This is a genomic window from Streptomyces sp. NPDC103540 (assembly GCF_055584445.1).
In genome coordinates, this window is the sequence record NZ_JBVJMA010000007.1 from 400501 (window position 1) to 421196 (window position 20696).

General features: G+C 74.3%; 19 protein-coding genes and 1 pseudogene. 8 read left to right on the forward strand and 12 right to left on the reverse strand.

Features of this window, described 5'->3' with window-relative positions; genetic code table 11:
• Nucleotides 1–23: 23 nt before the first annotated feature.
• From ACZ6ZI_RS19720 to ACZ6ZI_RS19730, 3 genes are all read right to left on the reverse strand, one after another.
• Nucleotides 24–908, reverse strand: coding sequence for a S1 family peptidase (locus tag ACZ6ZI_RS19720; protein WP_469522322.1), 885 nt, complete (start codon nt 906–908; stop codon nt 24–26).
• Between the two features lie 158 nt (nt 909–1066).
• Nucleotides 1067–1885: a DUF1684 domain-containing protein gene (locus tag ACZ6ZI_RS19725; RefSeq protein WP_363056658.1), complete on the reverse strand. Its 819-nt coding sequence runs from the start codon at nt 1883–1885 to the stop codon at nt 1067–1069.
• 322 nt (nt 1886–2207) lie between these two features.
• Nucleotides 2208–3623, reverse strand: a complete 1416-nt coding sequence (locus ACZ6ZI_RS19730; RefSeq protein WP_469522325.1) for a DUF5685 family protein — start codon at nt 3621–3623, stop codon at nt 2208–2210.
• Nucleotides 3624–3907: 284 nt separating this feature from the next.
• On the opposite strand from ACZ6ZI_RS19730, the gene ACZ6ZI_RS19735 reads away from it, so the two are divergent.
• Entirely contained in the window at nt 3908–4366 is a 459-nt protein-coding gene (locus tag ACZ6ZI_RS19735) for a cell division protein SepF (RefSeq protein WP_363056662.1), read from the forward strand.
• Between the two features lie 17 nt (nt 4367–4383).
• Here ACZ6ZI_RS19735 and ACZ6ZI_RS19740 read toward each other — a convergent pair whose 3' ends face one another.
• Nucleotides 4384–5595, reverse strand: coding sequence for an acyl-CoA dehydrogenase family protein (locus tag ACZ6ZI_RS19740; RefSeq protein ID WP_469522330.1), 1212 nt, complete (start codon nt 5593–5595; stop codon nt 4384–4386).
• 116 nt (nt 5596–5711) lie between these two features.
• Nucleotides 5712–7433 carry an MFS transporter gene (locus ACZ6ZI_RS19745; protein ID WP_469522332.1) on the reverse strand — a complete coding sequence of 574 codons (1722 nt, stop codon included), beginning with the start codon at nt 7431–7433 and terminating at the stop codon, nt 5712–5714.
• A gap of 464 nt (nt 7434–7897) precedes the next feature.
• Between ACZ6ZI_RS19745 and ACZ6ZI_RS19750 the strand changes: the two genes are divergently transcribed.
• Together ACZ6ZI_RS19750 and ACZ6ZI_RS19755 are read left to right on the forward strand one after the other, a co-directional pair.
• Nucleotides 7898–8992, forward strand: a complete 1095-nt coding sequence (locus tag ACZ6ZI_RS19750; protein WP_469522459.1) for a glycosyltransferase family 39 protein — start codon at nt 7898–7900, stop codon at nt 8990–8992.
• Between the two features lie 255 nt (nt 8993–9247).
• On the forward strand, nt 9248–10267 hold the full coding sequence (locus ACZ6ZI_RS19755; protein WP_469522462.1) for a phosphatase PAP2 family protein: 1020 nt from the start codon (nt 9248–9250) through the stop codon (nt 10265–10267).
• 277 nt (nt 10268–10544) lie between these two features.
• Here ACZ6ZI_RS19755 and ACZ6ZI_RS19760 read toward each other — a convergent pair whose 3' ends face one another.
• Together ACZ6ZI_RS19760 and ACZ6ZI_RS19765 are read right to left on the reverse strand one after the other, a co-directional pair.
• Nucleotides 10545–11555, reverse strand: a complete 1011-nt coding sequence (locus ACZ6ZI_RS19760) for a helix-turn-helix transcriptional regulator (RefSeq protein WP_469522335.1) — start codon at nt 11553–11555, stop codon at nt 10545–10547.
• A 75-nt stretch (nt 11556–11630) separates the two neighbouring features.
• Complete coding sequence (locus ACZ6ZI_RS19765; RefSeq protein WP_469522338.1) at nt 11631–12383, reverse strand: transglycosylase family protein; 753 nt, start codon at nt 12381–12383, stop codon at nt 11631–11633.
• 292 nt (nt 12384–12675) lie between these two features.
• Between ACZ6ZI_RS19765 and ACZ6ZI_RS19770 the strand changes: the two genes are divergently transcribed.
• Both ACZ6ZI_RS19770 and ACZ6ZI_RS19775 read left to right on the forward strand, forming a co-directional pair.
• Nucleotides 12676–13488: a hypothetical protein gene (locus ACZ6ZI_RS19770; RefSeq protein ID WP_469522341.1), complete on the forward strand. Its 813-nt coding sequence runs from the start codon at nt 12676–12678 to the stop codon at nt 13486–13488.
• A gap of 226 nt (nt 13489–13714) precedes the next feature.
• The gene (locus tag ACZ6ZI_RS19775) at nt 13715–14122 is read left to right on the forward strand and encodes a hypothetical protein (protein WP_469522344.1); all 408 of its coding nucleotides are present in this window, start codon (nt 13715–13717) and stop codon (nt 14120–14122) included.
• 12 nt (nt 14123–14134) lie between these two features.
• Here the strand turns inward: ACZ6ZI_RS19775 and der are convergent, their stop codons facing one another.
• From der to ACZ6ZI_RS19800, 5 genes are all read right to left on the reverse strand, one after another.
• Nucleotides 14135–15601, reverse strand: a complete 1467-nt coding sequence (der, locus tag ACZ6ZI_RS19780) for a ribosome biogenesis GTPase Der (RefSeq protein ID WP_469522346.1) — start codon at nt 15599–15601, stop codon at nt 14135–14137.
• 75 nt (nt 15602–15676) lie between these two features.
• A complete protein-coding gene (locus tag ACZ6ZI_RS19785; RefSeq protein WP_363056760.1) occupies nt 15677–16264 on the reverse strand; it encodes a lysophospholipid acyltransferase family protein in 588 nt (195 codons plus the stop codon).
• 56 nt (nt 16265–16320) lie between these two features.
• Nucleotides 16321–17049 carry a (d)CMP kinase gene (cmk, locus tag ACZ6ZI_RS19790; RefSeq protein ID WP_469522348.1) on the reverse strand — a complete coding sequence of 243 codons (729 nt, stop codon included), beginning with the start codon at nt 17047–17049 and terminating at the stop codon, nt 16321–16323.
• Nucleotides 17050–17237: 188 nt separating this feature from the next.
• Nucleotides 17238–18326 carry a prephenate dehydrogenase gene (locus ACZ6ZI_RS19795; RefSeq protein WP_469522350.1) on the reverse strand — a complete coding sequence of 363 codons (1089 nt, stop codon included), beginning with the start codon at nt 18324–18326 and terminating at the stop codon, nt 17238–17240.
• 117 nt (nt 18327–18443) lie between these two features.
• Nucleotides 18444–18914, reverse strand: coding sequence for a YidB family protein (locus tag ACZ6ZI_RS19800; protein ID WP_469522353.1), 471 nt, complete (start codon nt 18912–18914; stop codon nt 18444–18446).
• 138 nt (nt 18915–19052) lie between these two features.
• Here ACZ6ZI_RS19800 and ACZ6ZI_RS19805 point away from each other — a divergent pair, with 138 nt between their 5' ends.
• From ACZ6ZI_RS19805 to ACZ6ZI_RS19815, 3 genes and pseudogenes are all read left to right on the forward strand, one after another.
• Nucleotides 19053–19394 carry a DUF952 domain-containing protein gene (locus ACZ6ZI_RS19805; RefSeq protein WP_469522356.1) on the forward strand — a complete coding sequence of 114 codons (342 nt, stop codon included), beginning with the start codon at nt 19053–19055 and terminating at the stop codon, nt 19392–19394.
• 81 nt (nt 19395–19475) lie between these two features.
• A complete protein-coding gene (locus ACZ6ZI_RS19810) occupies nt 19476–19955 on the forward strand; it encodes a Rieske (2Fe-2S) protein (protein ID WP_469522359.1) in 480 nt (159 codons plus the stop codon).
• A gap of 28 nt (nt 19956–19983) precedes the next feature.
• Nucleotides 19984–20676, forward strand: a pseudogene (locus ACZ6ZI_RS19815) (nucleotidyltransferase domain-containing protein); the annotation flags it as partial.
• Nucleotides 20677–20696: the final 20 nt, after the last annotated feature.

The window sequence follows — 20696 nt, forward strand, 5'->3', positions numbered from 1 at the left end:
TAGGGCCAGTAGGGCCAGTAGGGCTAGTAGACGCTGACGCCGTACGCGTTCAGGGCCTCGACGACCGGCTGGAAGAAGGTGGTTCCGCCGGAGGAGCAGTTGCCGCTGCCGCCCGAGGTGAGGCCGACCGCGCGGCTGCCGGAGTAGAGCGGGCCGCCGCTGTCGCCCGGTTCGGCGCAGACGTTGGTGCGGATCATGCCGTAGACGACGTCGCCGCCGCCGTAGTTCACGGTGGCGTTGAGACCGGTCACGGTGCCGCTGTGGGTTCCGGTGGTGGAGCCGCGCCGGGTGACGGACATGCCGTTGGTGGCGTTGACGGCGGTCGTGATGTCCTGGCCTCCGACGGTGCCGGGGGGCACCGGGGAGTTGCTCGCGTACTTGATCAGGCCGTAGTCGTTGTTGGGGAAGCTGGAGCCGGTGGTGGAGCCGAGGACGGTGGTGCGGGCGGAGTTGCTCCACCAGGTACCGGCGCCGTCGGTGCAGTGCCCGGCGGTCAGGGCGTAGTAGTTGCTCCCGCTGCGGACGTTGAAGCCGAGCGAGCAGCGCCAGCTGTTGGCGTAGATGGCGTCGCCGCCGGAGAGCAGCTTGGTCAGCTTGCCCGGGGTGCGTTCGATGCGCAGGGCGCCGGCGTCGGGCCCGGCCTCGCGGCGGATTCTGGCGATGTCGGCGGCGCTGACCGTGGAGTCGGCGGCGACGACGAGGGTCCCGGTGGCGGGGTCCGTGTGCCAGGCGGTGCCCGCGACGTCGGCGCGCAGGACGGAGGCTCCCGCGGCGGCGAGTCGGGTCGCGCTGAAGCCGTCCTCCTCGCCGGCCGCACTGGCGGCGGTGGGGGCGGCGAGCGCGGCGACGGCGGCCAGGCCGGTGGCCACCGCGAGCAGCCGGACACGGTTGATCTTCTTGTTCCTCACTTCACGTCCTCCCGGAAGGGGGTCGGGGGGCCCGGCGTTCGTGGGGGTGCCGGGGCCGGTGAGCGGCGGTGGGGTCGCCGGGACCGCGCGGCGGGAGCCGCGTGATTCGACGTGCCCCTGACAAGTCCGCCGATGACGCTGACGGGAGTGTCGCGGCGTCAGTTCTCGGCGACAAGGGCGCCTTTCAGCCGCCGCTCCCCCGCCGCCACCGCGAAGGGCAGCGTGTTCCCGGGCGGCGGGAAAGGACAGATGAAGTGGTCGGCGAAGGCGCAGGGCGGCAACAACACGCGGTTGAGGTCGACCCGGATCGAGCCGTCGGCGGCCGGGGTGCCGGGCCTCAGGAAACGGAAGCGGTAGCTGGATCGGCCGCTCGTGGCGTCGCCGAAGACGGCCCACAGGGCGCCGTCGCCGGCGTCCACCGCCACCTGGAGGGTGTGGCGCTCTCCCGCGCGGGTGAAGCTCAGCTCCCCGCCGAGGCCCAGCCCCCGCGCCCGCCCGTCCGCGTTCTCCACCTGGACCGTCCGGTCCGCGTCGTACGGACGGAAGTGCCCCGGCAGCACGAGGTCCGGGTCGTACGGGCCGGCCTCCACCCCCCGGAACGCCGTGCGGGCGGGTGCGGCGGGATCGAAGACGCGCACCGCCCACTCCCCCTCGCGGGCGATCACCACGAGCCGCGGCCCGCCGGCGGCTCCGACGGCGATCCGCGCGTGCGCGGGAGAACCCTCGTCGGGACCCAGGCGCACCTCGCCGTCCAGGGGCGCGCCGTCCAGGACGAGGGCGTCCTCGGGCGAGGCCTTCAGCTCCACCCCGTCGTCGGTGGCGCGCCAATGCCCCGGAACGGCCGGAATTCGACCTTCCGGGTAGTCGGCGAGCCAATGGGTGCCGATCAGGGAGAGGGGGCCGTAGGGCGCGGAGACCGTGGCCTCACGGTGCTCGCGCCACTCCTGCCAGGCTTTGACCGCTTCGTCGTCACTCATGCCGCTCAACCCTTCCACACGGGCCCGGCCGGAAACCCGGGAGTACCCCGTCCGGGCCTGCGCGGAGCCGGAACTGACGCCACGTCGCCCATCGGCCCGAGGCCCCGGGAGGGCCGGCGGACGGACGCGGCCGCCGGTCCCGACCGGGGTCCGGGCCGGGGGTCCCGACCGGGGCCCGACCTCCCGACCGGGGTACCGCCGGACGGTCGGGGGCGGTCCCGGCCGCCGGACGTCCCGGGAGCGAGTCCCGGCCGGTCGGCGCGGGCGCAGGTCCCGGACGGCGGGCGCGGGCGGCAGTCCGCGCCGGCGGTCGCGCGAGCGGCTAGTCGCAGCCGCAGTTGCAGTCGCAGCAGTTGCAGTCGCAGCAACCGCCGTCGCCGCCGCCCCCGTCTGCGCCGCTGCCCTCGCTGCCGCCGGTCATCGAGGAGTTCGGCCGGCAGCAGTCGCAGCACTCGCACGCGTCGCACCAGGGGTCGCGCTTCTTGCGCGACCACGGCCCCTCGTGCTCCGCGCAGCAGATCTGGCACGTGCAGAACAGCCCGAGCGCCACCGCGCAGCCGGCCAGCAGTCCGCGGCGCGGCTTCTGCCCGAACGGGCCGCCGGGGCCGCCGTGGCCGCCACCGCCTCCCGGGCCCCAGGGGCCGCCCGGGCCGCCCGGGGGCGGGCCGGCGGGACCGCCGGGGACGGGCGGGGCGTGGGGTCCGCCGTGCTGCGGGGCGCCGTAGGCCCCGGCGGCGTACGGGCCGGGGCCGCCGTACGGGCCGGGGCCGCCGTACGGGCCGCCCCCGTACGGGCCGCCGCCCTGCTGATCGCCGCCGTACGGGCCGCCCGCGTACGGGCCCTGCCCCTGGCCGGCGGCGTTCGACACGCCGTGCCGGCAGGTGCCGACGCCGAAGGCCCGGTCCACCGAGGTCCGCAGCTCGTGCACCAGCAGCCGGTGCGCCAGCCCCGCGTCGGCGAACTCCACCTCGCCCAGGGCCAGCCGGATCCCGTGCAGCGCGTCGTCACACAGCCGCCGGGCCTCGACCAGGGAGGTTCCGGTGGCCGTGAGCGGGTTCCAGGCGCCCGCCCCGGCGTCCGCGGCCTGGTCCTCCACGGCGTCCAGCAGGTGGGCGAGGCGGCCGAAGTAGCGGCCGGCCTCGGCCAGCGCGGTCGCGTTGCCTGGCCGTCCCGCCAGGACCGCGGTATGCGCGAAGGCGGCCGCGGTGGCGGTCTCCGTCGGCTCGGTGACCACCAGCACGGGCGTGCCGATCCCGGCCAGGGTCTCGATGCCGCCCTGCCGGTCCACGGCGTCCACGAGCACCGCCGTGTCGAAGCCGAGCGAGGCGCCGGTGCGGGCGCCGGCCCGGTCCCAGCCCCGGGCCACCCGGCGGGCGGCGGCGGCTATCGGCGCGCGGGCCAACAGCCCGTCGCGGTCGGCCACGTGGTCGCGGACCTTCGCCGAGGCCAGGACGAGCGAGACGGCGGCGGCGAGCCGCGCGCCCTCCCCGTTGGCCACGGGCGCGGTGCGCATCCCGCGCAGCGGGCAGGGGCCGGCCGTGCGGCGGGAGCCGGCGAGCGGCCCCGACTGAGCCTCCGTCAGAACGGAGACGAGCAGCCCGTCGTAGTTCGTGACGATCCTCGCGAACTGTCCGTGGTCACCCCGAAGTGCCAGGCAGAGCCCGCACAGATGAGCCATCCACTCGGTCTTGAACCGTTCGCCGAGCCGGTGCGTGCAAGGTCTGACGATGCCGAACAATCCGGTCCCCCGTGTGTGAGCTGCGAGTTTCCGGGGCATCGTATCCAGCCCGATCGTTCACCCGTATGCATCGACGCCTCACCCGTACGGTGGTGGCGGTCGTATTTTCACTCAGACAGCAGCGGTAGCCACCGGGAACCTTGACGGTGCAACGGATGTTCTGCACCAGTCCCGTCACGAAACCCCTGCGCGGCGACTATCCACTTGGCGCGTTGTCAGCATCATGGACGACCATAGGGGCAGCGGAGAAGAAGACAGACTGGCCACGGTGAAAGGAGGCGTCCATGGGTTCGGTACGCAAGGCGAGTGCCTGGTTGGGTCTCGTGGAGGACAGCGACGACGAGCGGTACTACGACGACGACTACGCGGAGGCGGTGGAGCGCCAGCAGGGCACGGTCTCCGGCCCCGGCGACCAGTGGGTCACCGATCCCCGGGTCAAGGTCGCGTCGGACTCCGCGGTCGAGCGCGGCCGGCGGATCGCGACGGTCACCCCGGACGGCTTCCGCGACGCGCGCGGCATCGGCGAGCTGTTCCGCGAGGGCGTCCCGGTGATCGTGAACCTCTCCTCCATGGACCCGACCGACGCCAAGCGCGTGGTCGACTTCGCGGCGGGCCTCACCTTCGGGCTCCGCGGCTCGATCGAGCGGGTGGCGACCAGGGTCTTCCTCCTGACCCCGGCCGACACCCAGATCGTCAACGGCGAGGCGGGCGGCCGTACCCGCGACTTCTTCAACCAGAGCTGAGCGGGGCCCTCACCGGCCTACCGGAAGGCGTCCAGCCCGGTGAGCGCCTTGCCCAGCACCAGTTGGTGCATCTCGACGGTGCCCTCGTAGGTGAGGACCGATTCGAGGTTGGTGGCGTGCCGCATGACGGGGTACTCCAATGAGATCCCGTTCGCCCCGAGGATGGTCCGCGCGGTGCGGCAGATCTCGATCGCCTCGCGGACGTTATTCAGTTTGCCGAAGCTGATCTGCTCCGGACGCAGGGTGCCCGCGTCCATCCGCCGCCCCAGGTGGTGGGCGAGCAGGATGCCCTTGTGCAGTTCCAGCGCCATGTCGGCGAGCTTGGCCTGGGTGAGCTGGAAGCCGCCGATCGGCTTGCCGAACTGCTCCCGCGTCCGCGCGTAGTCGAGCGCGGCCTCGAAACTGGCGCGCGCCGCGCCCATGGAACCCCAGACGATCCCGTACCGCGCGTGGCTGAGGCAGCCCAGCGGTCCCTTGAGCCCCGTGACGCCCGGAAGCACCGCGTCCGCCGGCAGTCGTACGTCGTCCATGACGAGCTCGCTGGTCACCGAGGCGCGCAGCGACCACTTGTGCCTGATCTCCGGGGCGGAGAAGCCCGCGCTGTCCGTGGGGACGGCGAAGCCGCGGATCCCCTCGTCGGTCTGCGCCCACACCACGGCGACGGAGGCCACGGATCCGTTGGTGATCCACATCTTGCGCCCGTTGAGGACCCAGTCGCCGCCGTCGCGCTTGGCGTACGTGCGCATCGCGGCGGGGTCGGAGCCCACGTCGGGCTCGGTCAGGCCGAAGCAGCCGATCAGCTCGCCGGCCGCCATGCCGGGCAGCCAGCGCAGCTTCTGCTCCTCGGAGCCGTACTTCCAGATCGCGTACATGGCGAGCGAACCCTGTACGGAGACCAGCGAGCGGATCCCGGAGTCGGCCGCCTCCAGCTCCAGGCAGGCCAGGCCGTACTGGACGGCGCTGGCACCGGCGCACCCGTAGCCGGTCAGGGACATGCCCAGCGCACCGATGGAGCCGAGCTCGCGGGCCAGCTCGCGGATGCCGGGCAGCTCACCGTCCTCGTACCAGCCGGCGATGTGGGGCAGGACGCGGTCGGCGGCCCAGGAACGGACGGTGTCCCGGACGGCCAGGTCCTCCGGGCCGAGCAGTTCGTCGAGGCCGAGCGGATCGGTGGGCGCGAAGGGGGTCCTCGGCGCGGAGGACGCCGAGGATGCGGACGGCGCGGACAAGAGGGGCCTCCCGGCGGGCACGTGGGGCGGAAAAACTCGCGCTGCAAGTTTGTCGCCGACCCCGCTCCCGGTCCACCCCCGGATTTCCCGGAGGTGGCCGCCCGCCGGTGGCGGGGTCAGGCCGTACGGCCCGCCCGGTCGCGGTCGGCCTCGGTCGCGGGACCCGGGATCCGCGCGGTGGCCCCGGAGCGGCCGGTCGTGCCCGTGGGCTGCGCGGGCAGGCGCACGGCGGCGTCCCCTGCGCGGTCGGCGGCCTCGCGGTCGGCGGCCTCGGAGCGCTCGGCCGGTTCCATGGTGCGCGGCAGCATCAGCGCCATCGCGGCGCCCGCCAGCAGCAGGCCGGCGCTGACCAGCAGGGTGACGTGCAGGCCGTGGACGAAGGAGTGCCGGGCGGCGGCGTGGAGGGTCTCCCCGGCCGGCCCGCCCAGGTTCGCGGCGATCTGGTAGGCCTCGCCCAGCGAGTGCGCGGCTCCCGCCGAGTCCTCGGCGGACACGCCGGGGAGGTTCAGGAGGCCGGGCGCGTAGGCGGCGTTCATCACGCTGCCGAGCAGGGCGATGCCCATGCCCGCGCCGAGCTGGTACGAGGTCTCGCCTATGGAGGCCGCGCCGCCGGCCGTCTCGGCCGGGGCCTCGCTCAGCATGGACTCGTAGGCCGCGAACAGGGTCGTCTGGAGGCCGAAGCCGAGCAGGACGAAGCCGACGGTCAGCAGGACGGGCCGGTCCTGCTGCCCCATCAGCGTCAGCAGCACCACGGCGGAGGCGGTCAGCACGAAGCCGAGCGAGACCATCGCGCGCGGGCCGACCCGCTGGAGGGTGTACGAGCCGGTGGCGCCGGCGGCCATGGCCGCGAAGGTGAGCGGCAGCAGCCTCAACCCGGTCTCCAGCGGGCTGAGCTCCAACACCAGCTGGAGGTACTGGACGGCGATCAGCTCCAGCCCGACCAGGGCCAGCATGGCGAGCACGATGCAGCCGACGGAGGTGGAGAAGGCGGCCCGGGAGAACATCCGCATGTCGATCAACGGGTGCTCGCGCCGCTTCTGGCGGCGTACGAAGAGGATCAGCAGGGCCACGCCGAGGAGCAGCGGCACCACCGCCTCGGCGTCCAGGAGCCGGCGCTCCACGCCGATCCGCTTGATGCCGAGGACCGCTCCGAGGACGCCGCCGGCGGCCATCAGCGCGCCCAGCACGTCCCAGGGGCCGTCGGAGGCGCCCTTGGACTCGGGGAGCAGCCAGCGGCCGAGCGGCAGGATCAGGGCCATCAGCGGAATGTTGATGAGGAAGACCGATCCCCACCAGAAGTGCTGCACGAGGAAGCCGCCGAGCACGGGGCCGCTCGCCGCGCCGATGGCGGCCACGGCGGTCCAGATGCCGATGGCGAGGGCGCGTTCGCGCCGGTCGGGGAAGACCTGGCGCAGGATCGACAGGGTGGCCGGCATGATCATCGCGCCGCCGATGCCGAGCAGGGCGCGCGCGACGATCAGCACCTGCGCGTCGTCGGCGAGGGCGGCCAGCGCGGAGGCCGCGCCGAAGAGCCCGTAGCCGAGCAGCAGGATCCGGCGGCGGCCCACCCGGTCCCCCAGCGTGCCGAAGAGGATCAGGAGGGCGGCGCAGACCAGCGGGTAGGCGTCGACGATCCACAGGAGTTCGATCGCGCCGGGGCGCAGGTCCTCGGTGACGGAGGGGACGGCGACGTGCAGGATCGTCGCGTCGAGCGCGACGAGCACCAGGCTGACGCACAGGACGGCCAGGACGACCCAGCGGTTCGCCCCGTCGGAGGCGGCGGCGAGCCGCTGCCGAAGGGAAGGGTTCCTGTCGCCGGTCATGTTCGTCCCCGACATGCATGTACCTCCAGGTGGTCCCTCGCACTCGGCGGACAGCGTCGTGGGGCGCCGCGGGGTGGTGCGCTGAGCGGCGTCCTACGGGGTCCGGCATCGACACGCGAGTGAAGGGTCAGCGTACGCGAGTTCGTGTGTCCGACACGTGGTCAAGCTCTCATCCCGACGACGGCCCACGTGTGGTGTGTGCCACTCGCCCCGTTCCGTCCTCCCTCCTCGCACACGTCCGGTGACCATGCGTGGTTCCGCCCGGAGGGGGTGACGGGCCACGCCGACACGGAAGGGTGACGGGCCGGCGGGCCGGTCGGCGGGGGCGGTGGGGGCGGTGGCCGGGCCGGCCGGTCGGGGCGTCGATACTCGGAGCCGTGACCTCCCCGCCTTCCCCGCCTCCCCCGCCGTCCCCGCCCGCGACGCCCGGACCCGAAGGCCCCGCGCCCGCCGGGCCCGGGCCCGCGCACCGCACCGGTCTGCGGCGGGCCGCTCCCGCGCTCGCCGCCTTCGCGGCGGTCCGCCTCCTCGTGCTGGGCGTGCTCGCGGGCTGGTGCGCGGTGGCCGGCAGCAGCCCGCACACCCTGTTGTCGGCCCGGTGGGATTCGCTCTGGTACGCCCGGATCGCCGCGGAGGGGTACGGGTACGAGGTGGTCCTGCCCAGCGGGGCCGTCCATTCCAACCTGGCCTTCTTCCCGCTGCTGCCCTGGCTGGAGCGGGCGGTGGCGGCCGTCACGGGCCTGTCGTACGGCTCGGCCGGCCTGGTGGTGTCGGCGGTGGCGGGGCTCGCCGCGGCCTGGGGCGTCTTCGCCGTGGCGGACCGGCTCCACGGGCGGCGGGCCGGGGTCTGGGCGGTGGCGCTCTGGGCGGCGCTGCCCGTCGGGATCGTGCAGTCGATGGCGTACAGCGAGTCGCTGTTCACCGCCCTGGCCGCGTGGGCGCTGCACCACGCGCTGCGCGGCCAGTGGGTCGCGGCCGGGGTGCTCGCGGCGGGCGCCGGTCTGACCCGGCCCGTCGGCGCCGCCGTGGTCGCGGCGGTGTGGGTGGCGGCCGTGCTCGCGGCGCGGCGCGGGGAGCGGTCCCGGCGGATGGCGCTCGGGGTGCTGCTGGCCCCGATGGGGGCGGCGGCGTACGTCCTGTGGGTCGGCCGGCACACCGGCGGCGGGCTGCTGGGCTACCTGGACGTGCAGGCCGGCTGGGGCAACGGCTTCGACGGGGGCTGGGCGTTCGCCCGGTTCATCGGCGCCCGCCTGGCGTCGCCCGCCTTCCCGGCGGGGCTGGGGCTGCTGGTCGGCGTGGCGCTGGTGCTGTGGCTGTACGGCCTGTGCGTACGGCGCCGGCTGCCCGCCGCGCTGCTCGTCTACACCGGGATCGTGGTGGCGCTCGCGCTCTGCGCCTCGGGGTACTTCGGCTCCAAGCCCCGGTTGCTGCTGCCGGCGTTCCCCCTGCTGCTGCCGCCGGCGGTGGCCCTGGCCCGCCTGCGGACGGGCCGGGCGGTGGCCGTCGTGGGGTCCCTGGCCTTGGTGGCGGCGGTGTACGGGGCCTTCTGGCTGAACGGCTCCGGCCCGCCGTGATCACGGAATGGACCATTCCAATCCATGGTTGGGCAAAGGAATTGGGGCGCCGCAATAAGTCCGGCGTAAGTATGCGGATAATTGCCGGGTCAGGACTCCCGCAGTTGATTCCGAGAAGTTCCAACAAGAGGCGAAATCACGGGAATTAAAGTCCGCGTGAGACGCACTCCACATCACATGGTCATCACAAAGCCCGCGATTCGACCGGGCCGCGCTTCGCCGCGCGGTAACGTCGATTGAGTGCGTACTGACCAAATGCTGACCCGTCTGGAGCCGGTGTTCGCCCGGCTGGACCGGGAACCAGAGCGTCCGGCTCATCTGCAAACGCCGCGGATGAGCCGGCACCGCGTCGTGCTCCTCGCCTCGACCCTCGCGTTCTACCTCGCGATCGTCGTCGCCGTCCTGACGACGTCCTGGCTCGTCCGGCTGGACTGGCAGATCATGTTCTTCCGCCCCTACGAGCAGTGGCCGCAGCTGCACGCCTTCCTCGACTACCTCGTCGTGCTCGGCCAGCGCGGCCCCACCGCCGTGATGGTCGCGGCCTGGCTCGGCTGGCGCTCGTGGCGCCAGCACACCCTGCGCCCACTGATCACCCTCGGCGTGGCCCTGCTCCTGCTCAACGTCACCGTCGGCTCCGTCAAGCTCGGCCTCGGCCGGCTCGGCCCGCACTACGCCACGCAGATCGGCTCCGCCGAACTCTTCGCGGGCGGCGATATATTTCCGTCGGGCCACACCGCCAACGCCGTCGTGACCTGGGGAATCCTGGCCTACCTGGCCTCGACCACGGTCACCCGGCGGGTGCTGTCCATCGTCTCGGCGGTGGTCTCGCTGAGCGTCGGCGCCACCACGGTCTACCTCGGCACCCACTGGGTCTCCGACGTACTCCTCGGCTGGACCGCCGGCCTGCTCATCATGCTGGCGCTGCCCTGGTTCGAGCCGCTCATCGCCCGCGCCGAGGCCTTCGTCTTCCAGCTGCGCGAGCTGTGGCGGCGGCGCCTGGAGGAGGGTCGGGTCTCCGAGCCGGTCGCGGCCGCGCTCACACCGCTGCTCTCCGCCGGCGGCAAGTGGCAGCCCCGGAACACGGCCGACGCCCGCACCGCCGCCCCCGCGGCGACGCACTCCCCGGCCCTGCGGTCGAGCGCGCACACCGCGGGCCGACCCCACCTCATCCGCTCCGAACGCACCCCCGTCACCCCGGCCGGCAGCCGCCGCCCCGCGCACAGCGACCGCGGCACCGGGCGCGGAGCCTCGGCCCGCCCGGCCACCGGGGGCTGAGGACGACCCCGCGGGGACGGTACGCACACGCCTTCACCCCGCACGCGAAAGCGGGCCGGTCACCCGACCGGCCCGCTTTCGCCGTTCATACGCACGGCCCGTCAGCCGAGCGCCCGGAGGTTCCTCCGTACCGGGTCACGCTTGTGTCACGGGTTGTCGACGACGGCGCGCCCCGGGCCGGGCGGCCCGCAACTCCTGCGGAAGACCGCGCACGGCATTCCGCGCGGCCCGCGACACGCCCGGCTCGATATCCCTTCGAATTCCTTCGGAGAAGCGCCTAAGCCATTTCCGGATTCCCCTGATCCGCAGACGCCGAACCCTCCGCCTCTCCTTGCAGAGCGCGCCCGAGAAGGTCCCGCGCACCCCGGATCCGCTCGGTCAGCTCGGGGGGCTCCACGACCTCGAACTCACAGCCGAGCAGCATGATGTGAATCACCAGAACGTCGAGGCTGACCGCCCCGGTGCGCAGCAGGCAGCTGTGCGCGTCGAGCGGCTCCAACGACCCGTCGGACGGGCCGACGATCCGCGCGGCCTCCTCCGCCGACATCCGCAGCCGCACCACGGCCCGCGCCGCGTAGGCGTGTTGCGAGACCCCCCGGGAGACGTACCCGGCGAGGTCCTCGGCGGGCGCCGGGCGGGGTGTGAACCGGGGGCCGTGCGGCGGGCGGGGCTCGATCCGGTCCACCCGGAAGGTGCGCCAGTCCTCGCGGTCGAGGTCCCAGGCGACGAGGTACCAGCGCCGCTCGGTGCAGACGAGCCGGTGCGGCTCGACCGTGCGGCGGCTCACCTCGCCGCCGTGGTCGCGGTAGCCGAAGCGCAGCCGCTCCGCGTCCCGGCACACGGCCGCCAGCTCCGTCAGCACCGCCGGGTCCACGGTCTCGCGGCGGGCGGGGCGCAGCAGGGGGACGGTGAACTCGTTCAGCGCCGAGACCCGTCGGCGCAGCCGCGTCGGCAGGACCTGCTCCAGCTTGGTCAGGGCCCGTACGGAGGCCTCGCCGATCCCCTCGACGCCGTTGCCGGCGGCGGTGCGCAGCCCCACGGCCACGGCGACGGCCTCGTCGTCGTCGAGCAGCAACGGCGGCAGCTCGGCCCCCGCCCCGAGGCGGTACCCGCCCGCGGTGCCGGGGGTGGCGTTCACGGGGTAGCCGAGCTCCCGCAGCCGGTCCACGTCCCTGCGCACGGTCCTCGGCGTGACGCCGAGCCGTTCGGCGAGGGCGGGGCCGGTCCATTCGCGGTGGGCCTGCAAAAGGGACAGCAGGCGCAGCAGTCGTGCGGAGGTGTCGAGCATCCCCGCAGTCTCCCCCACCCCCACCGGACCGCGGCCCGCGCACCCCACCGAGGGCGGGCCGCCCCCGCCGCCGAGTCAGCCCGCCCGCTCAGGCCGGACGCCCAACCCGGCCGGGGTGGGGGTCGGGGGCGCGGTCGGCGGCGGTGAGGCGGACGGTGGCGGCGAGGCGGCCGGGGTCGACGGGGCCATCGGGGCCGTCGCGGCCGGGGGCGGGGTCGGCGGGGCGGCCGGGGTCGCGGTCGGCGGCGACGAGGCGGGACGCCCCGTCGGCGGGAGGGTCAGGAAGAGCCCGGCACGGAGCCGCTCCGGGCGGGCCCCGATCAGGCCCCGGTTCGCCTCGTACAGGGCCCGCCAGCCGCCCCGTACCGACCGCCGGCGCGCGATCCCCTCCAGCGTGTCCCCGGCCCGCACCACGTGCATCCGCCCCGCCAGCCCGTACCGCTTCGCGCACACCGGCCACGCCCCCCACCCCTGGGTGGCGAGCACCTCCTCGGCGATCAGGATCTGCTGCTCGCGACTGGCGAGGTCCGCCCGCGGCGCGTAGGCGAGCCCCCCGTGCTCCTCCCACGTCGGCTGCCAGAACTGCAACCCGCCGTAGAAGCCGTTGCCGGTGTCGACCGCCCACCGTCCGCCGCTCTCGCAGTCGGCCACGCAGTCCCACGGCCACGCGCCGCCGGGTCCGCAGTCCGGCCCGTGACGCCGCGCCGCGGGCCCCGGGGCCGGCGGGGGCGGCGCGGCCACCGCGTCGACGCCCCACGGGAGTACGAGCGCCAGCGCGGCGCCGGCCGCGACCGCGGCCCACCGGCCCCGGCGACAGAGTTCGGGCATCGGGTCACGCTACGGAGGGCCCGACGCCCGCCCGGCCCGCCACGCGGCACGCCCCCGCGCCCCACCCGGACGGCCGACCCGCGTCCGGCTCCCGAACGGCCGGTACCGGGCACCAACTGCGCACAACCAGGCAATAGTTGCCACCGAAACGAAGCCACGGTCGGACGGTTCACTCTTTCGGGTGCCCGGTTCGATTCCGTTCCCTCAAACGGCGTGACCCCGGCCGCCGCTCGGCCGTTGATCCCGGCGAGCCGGGAACCCCCCGGCGTCCGCACGAATGAGGAGCCACCCCGTGCCGCGCATGCTCGACGTCAGTCTTGAGGTACGTGCCGAGATCGGTGACGAAGAAGCCGACAGGCTGCTCACCGGCGACGACGCCCCGAGCAGTTACGACTGCACCTCCTGCCGCACCCCCGGCGACCCCGAGACCGACCCGACGAGCACGGTGCTGTTCGTCGGCGAGGAGACCGCCGTCCTCGCCTTCGCCCACGCCGGCTGCATCCCCTCGCAGGTCGTGAACGTCTCCGAGGAGCAGCTCCAGGGTGCGGTCCGCAGCATCACCGGCGACGGACCGGCCCCCGACGACGCGCAGGCCGGCGAGGTCCCCGCGGCCGTCCCCGGCGGCCAGGCCGTCCTCGGCATCACCAGCGGCCTGGTCCTGATCGGCGGCGACCTGCACCCCGCGCTGGTCGTCGAGCCGACCGCGCCGATCGCCCGCCCCGGCACCACCGGCCCCGGCGACGACTTCCTGCCGCTCCTCATCGAGCAGGGCTTCATCCCGGTCACCGACACCACCGAGCTGCCCTCCCCGCTCGGCGGCTGGTCGGTGCTGCTCGCCGGCGGCCAGCTGCACGCCGTGCTCCAGCCCGGCACCGAGGGCGGTCCCCAGGTCGCCTGGTGGCAGGCGCACCAGGCGCTCAGCGTCACCGACGGCTGGCGGGCCGCCGTCAACAAGACCCAGCGCGTCCTCATCTACGCCGCCCCGGTCGGCTCCATCGGCCAGCAGCCCCGCGAGGACCTGCTGCGCGACGCCCTCGACAAGGCCGCCATCAACGGCAAGCTGGTCGCCGCCTCGATGCCCCTCGCCGGCACCCCGGGCGCCTGACCGCCCCCGCTCCCGCTTCCCACTCCCCCACCGGAGACCGCCGTCCGCCCCTCACGAGGGGGCCGGGCGGCATGCGCCGGGGGTGCGCGGTCCGTCCCGCGCACCCCCGGCGATCTGCGTTTCGGTCCGCCTCACCCCGCATCCGCAGGGCGCCGGGTTCGTTGGCTGATACGTGCATTCATACGACCCCTCCCGCGCCCCGTCCCCTTCGAGCAGCGTCCCCCCGATGCGCCCCGCACGGGACCGGGACCTCGCTCCGGCCGCCTCGCACACCCCGATCTACGACACGCTGTACTCCGAGTACCTGCGCGCCTTCCGGGCCCTGCCGGGCGACCGCACGGGAGAGGAGGACCTCGGCTTCACGGCGTTCTCGTACGGCGGCTCGTACGGCACCGGCGCGTACGCGGGGTCCTACGGCGGCGGGTACGGCAGCGGCTGGAACGGTTCCGCGAGCGGTTCCGGATGGCAGCCGGGCGACTCCTGGCAGCCCGCGTACGCGCCCGTGCCGGCCCCGCAGCCCTCGTACGCCTACGCCGGCTCCACCGGCTCCGGATACGGCGGCGGGCGCCAGCACCAGACCGGGATGCAGCACATCCCGGCGGCCCTGCCGCCCGCTCCGCGCCGGGGTTACTGACCCCGCGCCGTCCTACTTCTTCTTCTTGTACTGCGCGCCGCGCTTCTCGCGCACCCGGACCGAGATGTGGATCGGGGTGCCCTCGAAGCCGAACTCCTCGCGCAGGCGGCGCTCGATGAAGCGGCGGTAGCCGTGCTCCAGGAAGCCCGAGGCGAAGAGGACGAACCGCGGCGGCTTGCTCCCCGCCTGGGTACCGAACAGGATGCGGGGCTGCTTGCCGCCGCGGATGGGGTGCGGGTGGGCGGCGACGACCTCACCGAGGAAGGCGTTCAGCCGGCCGGTGGGGACGCGCGTCTCCCAGCCCGCGAGCGCGGTCTCGATCGCCGGGACCAGCTTGTCCATGTGGCGGCCGGTCAGCGCGGAGACGTTGACCCGCGGCGCCCACGAGACCTGCTGCATCTCGGTCTCGATCTCGCGTTCGAGGTAGTAGCGGCGCTCCTCGTCGAGCTCGTCCCACTTGTTGTAGGCGATCACGATGGCACGGCCGGCCTCGACGGCCATGGTGATGATGCGCTGGTCCTGGACGGAGATGTTCTCGGTCGTGTCGATCAGGATGACCGCGACCTCGGCCTTCTCCACGGCGGCGGCCGTACGCAGCGAGGCGTAGTAGTCGGCGCCCTGCTGGAGGTGCACCTTCTTGCGGATGCCCGCCGTGTCGACGAACTTCCAGGTCACGCCGCCGAGCTCGATCAGCTCGTCGACCGGGTCGCGGGTGGTGCCGGCCAGCTCGTTGACGACGACCCGGTCCTCCTTCGCGACCTTGTTCAGCAGCGAGGACTTGCCGACGTTCGGGCGGCCGATGAGCGCGATGCGGCGCGGGCCGCCGATGCCGGTGCCGGCGCCGAAGGTCTGCTCGGGGGCCTCCGGCAGCGCCTCCAGCACGGCGTCGAGCATGTCGCCCGTACCGCGGCCGTGGAGGGAGGAGACGGGGTGCGGCTGGCCCAGGCCCAGGGACCACAGGGCGGCCGCGTCGGCCTCGCCGCTCTGGCCGTCGACCTTGTTGGCGCACAGCACGACGGGCTTGCCGGCGCGGCGCAGCAGCTTGACGACGGCCTCGTCGGTGTCGGTGGCGCCGACCTTGGCGTCCACGACGAAGACGACCGCGTCGGCGGCCTCGATGGCGTACTCGGCCTGGGCGGCGACGGAGGCGTCGATGCCGAGGACGTCCTGCTCCCAGCCGCCGGTGTCGACGACCTTGAAGCGGCGGCCCGCCCACTCGGCCTCGTAGGTGACGCGGTCGCGGGTGACGCCCGGCTTGTCCTCGACGACGGCCTCGCGGCGGCCGATGATGCGGTTCACCAGGGTCGACTTGCCGACGTTCGGGCGGCCGACGACGGCGAGGACGGGCAGCGGGCCACCGCTCGCCTCCTCGAGCGCGCCCTCGACCTCTTCGAGGTCGAAGCCTTCCTCCGCGGCGAGCTCCATGAACTCCGCGTACTCGGCGTCGCCAAGTGCTCCGTGGTCGTGCTGGTCGTTCATGAAGTCCGTTCCTCGTCGTTCGTGGTGATCGGTGGCACCCGCGCAGCGCGGTTCCACTACTGGGTCAAGTCTCGCTCAGCGGCCGGTGAGGCGCTTGGCGTCGGCCAGGTGGGCGGTCAGCCGGTCCTGGATGCGTACGGTGGCCGCGTCCAGCGCGGTACGCGTACGGCGTCCCGTGCCGTCCCCGGCGTCGAAGGCGGAGCCGAAGACGACGTCCACCCGGCCCCGCAGCGGGGGCAGCCCCTTGACGAGGCGGCCCTTCGCCTCGGTGCTGCCGAGGACGGCCACGGGCACGATGGGGGCGCCGCCGCGCACGGCGAAGTAGGCGAGGCCGGCCCGCAGGGAGGCGAAGTCTCCCTCGCCGCGGGTGCCCTCGGGGAAGATCCCCAGGGCGCCGCCCCGCTCCAGCACCGAGAGCGCCCGGGTGATGGCGGTGCGGTCGGTGCCCGCGCGGTCCACCTTGACCTGGCCGATCCCGTGCAGGAAGGGCCCGAGGGGGCCCACGTAGGCCTCCTTCTTGATCAGGAAGTGCAGCGGACGCGGCGCGGTGCCCATGACCATGGGGCCGTCTATGTTGTGCGCGTGGTTCACGGCCAGGATGACGGGGCCGGAGGCGGGCACCTTCCAGGCCCCCAGCACGCGCGGCTTCCACAGGCCGTACATGAGGCCGATGCCGATGCGTCTGCCGACCGCCGCACCCTTGAGGGAGGGCGTTTCGCTCACGGGCGGGCCGCCGGCTTCCGCGCCTCGCGGCCCTGCCGCTCCACCACGAGGGTGACGACGCACTCGATGACCTGGTCGAGGGTGAGGTCCGTGGTGTCGACCTCGACCGCGTCGCCGGCCTTGGCCAGCGGGGAGGTCTTGCGGCCGGAGTCGGCGGCGTCGCGCTTGATCAGCGCCTCCTTGGTGGCCGCCAGGTCGGCGGCCTCCTTGCCGCGCAGTTCGCCGTTGCGGCGGGCGGCGCGGGCCTCGGCGGAGGCGGTCAGGAAGATCTTGAGGTCGGCGTCCGGCAGGACGGTCGTACCGATGTCCCGGCCCTCGACCACGATCCCGGCGGCCTCCTGGGCCGCCTCGGCGGCGATGGAGCGCTGGAGGTCGGTGATCAGGGTACGCACCTCGGGGACGGCGCTGACGGCGCTGACCTTGGAGGTGACCTCCTGGGTGCGGATCGGACCGGAGGCGTCCAGGCCGTCCACGGTGATGGTGGGGGCGGCCGGGTCGGTGCCGGAGACGATGGCCGGCTTGCCGGCGGCGAGGGCGATGGCCTGCGGGTCGTCGGTGTCGACGCCGTTGGTGATCATCCACCAGGTGATGGCCCGGTACTGGGCACCGGTGTCCAGGTAGCGCAGCCCGAGCTTGGCGGCCACGGCCTTGGAGGTGCTGGACTTGCCCGTGCCGGAGGGACCGTCGATGGCGACGATCACGGCGGACGGAGCTGCGGTTTCCACGGTGCGGGCACCTTCCTGGTTACGCCTGAGTGTGCGGGCGCGCCAATAGCGCCCCTCCCCAGGTTACCGGGCCCGGACCACTCCCCGTCCCGCCCGCGGCCGCCGGGACGGGGAGGGGCCCGACGGAACCCGCCCGCCGGGCGCTGCGCCGGGCCCGACCGGGGCCTCCCGGGGCCTCCCGGGCCGGGTCACTGCTGGCGCAGGGCCCAGCCCCGTTCGCGCAGCTCGGTCTCCAGGACGGCCACGCTCCGCGGTTCCACCATCAGCTGCACCAGACCGGCCTGCTGGCCCGTCGCGTGCTCGATCCGCACGTCCTCGATGTTGACCCCGGCCCGTCCGGCGTCGGCGAAGATCCGGGCCAGCTCGCCCGGCTTGTCGCTGATGAACACCCCGACGGTCTCGTACGCCATGGGCGCCGCGCCGTGCTTGCCGGGGACCCGGACGCGGCCCGCGTTGCCCCGCCTGAGCACGTCTTCGATGCCGGCGGCCCCGCCGCGCCGCTTCGCCTCGTCCGCGGACTGGAGTCCGCGCAGGGCCTCGACCGTCTCGTCCAGGTCGGCGGCGATGCCCGCGAGCACGTCGGCGACGGGCCCCGGGTTCGCGGAGAGGATCTCCACCCACATCCGCGGGTCCGACGCCGCGATGCGCGTCACGTCCCGGATGCCCTGGCCGCACAGCCGCACCGCCGTCTCGTCGGCCTCCTCCAGGCGGGCCGCCACCATGCTCGACACGAGCTGCGGGGTGTGCGAGACCAGCGCCACGGCCCGGTCGTGCGCGTCCGCGTCCATCACCACCGGGACGGCCCGGCACAGCGCGACGAGTTCCAGGGCCAGGTTGAGGACCTCGTGGTCGGTGTCCCGGGTCGGGGTCAGCACCCAGGGCCTTCCCTCGAAGAGGTCGGCCGTCGCGGCCAGCGGGCCGGACCGCTCCTTGCCCGCCATCGGGTGCGTGCCGATGTAGGCGGTCGTGTCGGCGCCCAGCGCCGCCAGTTCCCGCCGGGGCCCGCCCTTGACGCTGGCGACGTCCACGTACGCCCGGGCCGCGTCCCGCCCGATGGCCTCCGCCAGCGTCGCGGCGACGTGGGCGGGCGGTACGGCCACGATCGCCAGGTCGACCTTGGACTCCGGGGCGGCGTCCGTCCCGGCGCCGAGGGAGGCCGCCGTACGGGCCTGCGCCTCGTCGTGGTCGACGAGGTGGACGGTGATGCCGCGGGCGGTCAGGGCGAGCGCCGCCGAGGTGCCGATCAGTCCGGTTCCGATGACGACGGCGGTTCTCACGGGGTGCTCCAGGGTGATCGCGTGACGGCAGGTCCTGACTCAGGGTAGCCACCGGTGCACCGGTGGGGCCCGGCGGCCGGCCCTCGGGCCGACCGCCGGGCCCCGTGGGGGTACGGACTAGAACTTCTGCTGCCGGATGATGTCCTCCAGCGAGCCCGAGGGCAGTTCGCCCGAGGGGCTCAGCTTGTCCACGGCCCGCGGCAGCGAGTCGGCGATCCGGTCGGCGGCCTCCTGGGGGCTGACGCCCGTCTGCTCCGCCACCTCCCGCAGCGTGGCGTCCGGCAGCGCTCCGGCGATCTGCTCCCCGCTGACGGGCTTGTTCTCGCCGGTGCCGAGCCAGGACTGGGCCTGGTCGGCGAGCCCGGACTTGGTCAGCATGTCCAGCAGTCCGCCGAGCGGATTGTTGCCGCCGGCCGCCTGGGCTCCGGCCGCCGGGCCGCCGCCCGCCTGGGCGCCGCCGGCGCCGCCCATCAGCGCGCCGAGGAGGGCGCCGAGGATGTTGCCGCCCCCTCCGGCGCCGCCCTGACCGCCGCCCTGGCCGCCGCCGAGGAGGGACCCGAGGAGGGAGCCGAGGTCGTTACCCGCCATGGTGATGCCTTTCGCAGAAGGACCGGGCCCCGCGGGCAGCGGCGTACCCGGCTTCGGGACACGGACAATGTCACCCGGATCGGGACGTACCGCCACTTGGCGCACGGCCCTCACGGACCGCTGCGGTAGAACGGCGGCATGATCTTCCACATCGTTCCGCTCCCCGACTGGACCGCCGACCCGGAGCGTCCCTACGCCCCGGCCTCGCTCGTCTCCGAGGGGTTCACGCACTGCTCGGCGGACCGCGCGACCGTGCGCGCCGTCGTCGAGGCCCACTACGCCGCCACCCCGGGCACCCTGCTCGCCGTGGAACTGGACGAGGCGGCGCTGACGGCGGAGGTCCGTCGGGCGGAGGGGACGGACGGCCGCTACCCGCACGTGTACGGGCCGTTGAACCGGGACGCGGTGGTGCGCGTGTGGGAGGTGGTACGCACCCCCGGCGGCCCGACGGACCTGGTCCCGTGGCCGGTCGCGGGGTGACACGGTGTGGCGGGCTTCACCCGGGGCCCGCCACGCGCCAGGATGCTCCTCGCCATCCTGGCGAACAGGCAAGGAGTCTCCATGACCGAGTCGACCCGTACGAGCGATCCCACGCCCACCGCCCGGCGCACGGTGCTGGCGGCGGGGGCGGCGGCCCTGGCGGGCGGCACGCTCGCCGCCTGCGGCGGCGGGGGCGGGCAGTCCCCCGCCGCCGAGTCCGGCGCCGCCACCCCCTCCGCCGCGTCCTCCGCCGGCGCCCCCGCCGGGGCGGCCGAGGCCCTGCTGAAGTCCTCGACCGTGCCGGTCGGCGGCGGGGTGGTCCTGAAGAAGGAGAAGGTGGTCGTGACGCAGCCGACGGCCGGGGAGTTCCGCGGCTTCAGCGCGGTCTGCACGCACTCCGGTTGCCTGGTCGACAAGGTCGCGGACGGCACCATCGACTGCCCCTGCCACGGCAGCCGCTTCAAGGTGACGGACGGCGCCGTCGTCAAGGGCCCGGCCACCCGCGCGCTGCCCGAGAAGCAGATCACCGTGGCCCCCGACGGCGGGATTTCGCTCGCCTGACCGGAGGACGGCCCCCTAGGCTCCCGGGATGGACGACCTCACCCTGGTACGGGACCACACGATCTACTCCTGCGTGATGGGCTCCCGCGCCTTCGGCCTGGCGACGGAGACGAGCGACACCGACCGGCGCGGTGTCTACCTCGCCCCCACCCCCCTCTTCTGGCGCTTCGAGAAGCCGCCGACGCATGTGGAGGGGCCCCGGGACGAGGAGTTCTCCTGGGAGCTGGAGCGCTTCTGCGATCTGGCCCTGCGCGCCAATCCGAACATCCTGGAGTGCCTGCACTCCCCCCTGGTGGAACGGACGTCCCCGGTGGGCGAGGAACTGCTGTCGCTGCGCGGGGCGTTCCTCTCCCGCCGGGCCCACGTCAGCTTCGGCCGTTACGCCGCCTCCCAGCACGGCAAGCTCCTCGCGGACGTCCGCCTGCACGGCGGCCCGCGCTGGAAGCACGCCATGCACCTGCTGCGTCTGCTGGGGTCCTGCCGCGACCTGCTGCGCACGGGCCGGCTCACGCTCGACGCGGGGGCCGACCGCGACCGGCTGCTGGCGGTCAGGCGGGGCGAGCTGACGTGGGAGGAGGTCGACGCCTGGATGACCCGCCTCACGGAGGAGACGGACGCCGCCCTCGCCGGCTCCCCCCTGCCCGCGGAGCCGGACCGCGCCCGCGTCGAGGACTTCCTCGTACGCGCCCGCCGCGCCTCGGCCGACCGCACCTCGGCCGACCGCGCGTAAGCCCCGGCGGG

Excerpts from the sequence above, each read along its gene's own strand:
- ACZ6ZI_RS19725 (WP_363056658.1), bottom strand. The coding sequence starts at position 1,885 with ATGAGTGACGACGAAGCGGTCAAAGCCTGGCAGGAGTGGCGCGAGCAC.
- ACZ6ZI_RS19735 (WP_363056662.1), top strand. The coding sequence starts at position 3,908 with ATGGGTTCGGTACGCAAGGCGAGTGCCTGGTTGGGTCTCGTGGAGGAC.
- ACZ6ZI_RS19745 (WP_469522332.1), bottom strand. The coding sequence starts at position 7,433 with ATGTCGGGGACGAACATGACCGGCGACAGGAACCCTTCCCTTCGGCAG.
- ACZ6ZI_RS19755 (WP_469522462.1), top strand. The coding sequence starts at position 9,248 with ATGCTGACCCGTCTGGAGCCGGTGTTCGCCCGGCTGGACCGGGAACCA.
- ACZ6ZI_RS19760 (WP_469522335.1), bottom strand. The coding sequence starts at position 11,555 with ATGCTCGACACCTCCGCACGACTGCTGCGCCTGCTGTCCCTTTTGCAG.
- ACZ6ZI_RS19765 (WP_469522338.1), bottom strand. The coding sequence starts at position 12,383 with ATGCCCGAACTCTGTCGCCGGGGCCGGTGGGCCGCGGTCGCGGCCGGC.
- ACZ6ZI_RS19775 (WP_469522344.1), top strand. The coding sequence starts at position 13,715 with ATGCGCCCCGCACGGGACCGGGACCTCGCTCCGGCCGCCTCGCACACC.
- der (WP_469522346.1), bottom strand. The coding sequence starts at position 15,601 with ATGAACGACCAGCACGACCACGGAGCACTTGGCGACGCCGAGTACGCG.
- ACZ6ZI_RS19785 (WP_363056760.1), bottom strand. The coding sequence starts at position 16,264 with ATGTACGGCCTGTGGAAGCCGCGCGTGCTGGGGGCCTGGAAGGTGCCC.
- ACZ6ZI_RS19800 (WP_469522353.1), bottom strand. The coding sequence starts at position 18,914 with ATGGCGGGTAACGACCTCGGCTCCCTCCTCGGGTCCCTCCTCGGCGGC.
- ACZ6ZI_RS19805 (WP_469522356.1), top strand. The coding sequence starts at position 19,053 with ATGATCTTCCACATCGTTCCGCTCCCCGACTGGACCGCCGACCCGGAG.
- ACZ6ZI_RS19810 (WP_469522359.1), top strand. The coding sequence starts at position 19,476 with ATGACCGAGTCGACCCGTACGAGCGATCCCACGCCCACCGCCCGGCGC.